Raw genomic sequence first — 2,336 nt, forward strand, 5'->3', positions numbered from 1 at the left:
CGTAAGGGCGAAACCCTAATCGGCGAAACCCTAATCAGCCGTTACCGCAGCAACGGATATACACCCAATAAAAAACACACCAAAGTCCGATAACCGCCCACAAAAAATGCCCCGATCTCTCAACCGGGGCATTCAGCACAACATTACAAAACCATCAAACCATCAATGCGAAACCGCCCCACTCGCCCCCAACCCCGTCTGCGAACGCACAAACTGCGGGAAGAACAACGCCCGCTCATTGTCCGCAGCCGCCGACTTGTCAGTAATCGAGAAGAACCAGATCCCCACAAAGGCAATGATCATCGAGAACAACGCCGGATACTCGTAAGGGAAGATCGCCTTCTCATGATGCAGAATCTGCACCCAGATGGTCGGGCCAAGGATCATCAAGCCAACCGCACTCACCAGACCCAACCAGCCGCCAATCATCGCCCCACGAGTGGTCAGCTTCTTCCAGTACATCGAAAGCAACAGCACCGGGAAGTTACAGCTGGCAGCGATCGAGAACGCCAGGCCCACCATGAACGCAATGTTCTGACTTTCGAACAAGATGCCCAAGCCAATCGCCAGCACCGCCAAGGCAATGGTGGTGATCTTCGAGACACGAATCTCGTCCTTCTCGTTCGCCTTGCCCTTCTTGATCACACTGGCGTACAGGTCGTGAGAAACCGCCGAAGCACCGGCCAGGGTCAGGCCTGCCACTACCGCCAGAATGGTCGCGAACGCCACCGCCGAGATAAAGCCGAGGAAGATACTGCCGCCGACCGCATTGGCAAGGTGCACCGCCGCCATGTTGTTGCCGCCCAACAGCGCGCCAGCAGCATCTTTGAAGGCCGGGTTAGTGCTGACCAGCAGGATCGCGCCGAAGCCGATAATGAAGGTCAGGATGTAGAAGTAGCCAATGAAACCGGTTGCGTAGAGCACGCTCTTGCGGGCTTCTTTTGCGTCACTCACGGTGAAGAAGCGCATCAGAATGTGTGGCAGACCAGCCGTACCGAACATCAGCGCCAGACCCAGCGAGAACGCCGAAATCGGATCCTTGACCAGACCGCCCGGGCTCATGATCGCTTCGCCTTTGGCGTGAACCTTGATCGCTTCGGAGAACAGCGTGTTGAAGTCGAAGCCTACGTGCTTCATCACCATCAGCGCCATGAACGAGGCGCCGGACAGCAACAGCACAGCCTTGATGATCTGTACCCAAGTGGTCGCCAGCATGCCGCCGAACAGCACGTACATGCACATCAGCACACCCACCAGAATCACCGCGACGTGGTAGTCCAGACCGAACAACAGCTGAATCAGCTTGCCGGCACCGACCATTTGCGCGATCAGGTAGAACGCCACCACCACCAGCGAGCCGCAGGCAGACAGGGTGCGGATCTGGGTTTGCCCGAGGCGGTAGGACGCCACGTCGGCAAAGGTGTATTTACCCAGGTTACGCAGGCGCTCGGCGATCAGGAACAGAATGATCGGCCAGCCCACCAGGAAGCCGATCGAGTAGATCAGGCCATCGTAGCCGGAGGTGAACACCAGCGCGGAAATCCCCAGGAAGGACGCCGCCGACATGTAGTCACCGGCGATCGCCAGACCATTCTGGAAACCGGTGATCTTGCCGCCCGCCGCATAGTAGTCGGCCGCCGAATTGTTTTTCTTCGAGGCCCAGTAGGTGATGTATAAGGTCGCGCCAACGAACGCGACGAACATCAGGATCGCCGGAATGTTCAGTGGCTGTTTGGCCACTTCACCGGTCAACGCGTCAGCCGCCCAGACACTCGGCGCGAACGCCGCAACACTCAATAAAGCCAGTAGACGCCGGATCATTGCTGAGCCTCCTTGAGAATCGCATTGTTCAAGTCGTCGAACTCGCCATTGGCGCGGCGCACGTAGATAGCGGTGAGGATGAATGCAGAAAGAATGAGTCCGACACCGATTGGAATTCCCCAGGTAATCGAGGATTCCGGACTGAGTTTCGCGCCCAGAATGTGTGGCCCGTAAGCGATCAACAGGATGAAGCCAGAGTAAAGCCCGAGCATGATCGCCGAGAGTATCCAGGCGAACTTTTCCCTTTTTCGCACCAGCTCCTTGAATCGGGGACTGTTTTGAATCGAGAGGTAAATGCTGTCGTTCATTGTTTTTATCCTCGCAGCACAGATTATTGTTGGAACGTAGCTAATGTATGCGGCTGCGAGCGTGGTAACAGACGACCTTAGTAGTAGAACGCCATGACGTATTTGCCATTCTTGAGCACACACAAAAAACTGTGGGAGCTGGCTTGCCAGCGATGGCGTCGTGTCAGCCAACTATTAGTCAACTGAGAGAACGCTATCGCGGGCAAG

Annotated in this window: 2 protein-coding genes; both read right to left on the reverse strand. The window is 56.3% G+C overall.

All coding sequences use genetic code 11. The annotated features are described in order from the left end of the window. Window positions 1-162: 162 nt before the first annotated feature. Entirely contained in the window at window positions 163-1,821 is a 1,659-nt protein-coding gene (locus tag PMI23_RS28340; protein WP_007919906.1) for a cation acetate symporter, read from the reverse strand. After that, the gene (locus PMI23_RS28345) at window positions 1,818-2,129 is read right to left on the reverse strand and encodes a DUF485 domain-containing protein (RefSeq protein ID WP_007919908.1); all 312 of its coding nucleotides are present in this window, start codon (window positions 2,127-2,129) and stop codon (window positions 1,818-1,820) included. The genes PMI23_RS28340 and PMI23_RS28345 overlap by 4 nt, the downstream gene beginning before the upstream one ends. Window positions 2,130-2,336 lie beyond the last annotated feature (207 nt).

Source organism: Pseudomonas sp. GM24 (genome assembly GCF_000282235.1).
In the GTDB taxonomy this organism is placed as follows: domain Bacteria; phylum Pseudomonadota; class Gammaproteobacteria; order Pseudomonadales; family Pseudomonadaceae; genus Aquipseudomonas.

Bases quoted from the DNA above. Each gene is read 5' to 3' on its own strand.
- PMI23_RS28345 (WP_007919908.1), bottom strand. From the start codon at position 2,129: ATGAACGACAGCATTTACCTCTCGATTCAAAACAGTCCCCGATTCAAG.
- PMI23_RS28340 (WP_007919906.1), bottom strand. From the start codon at position 1,821: ATGATCCGGCGTCTACTGGCTTTATTGAGTGTTGCGGCGTTCGCGCCG.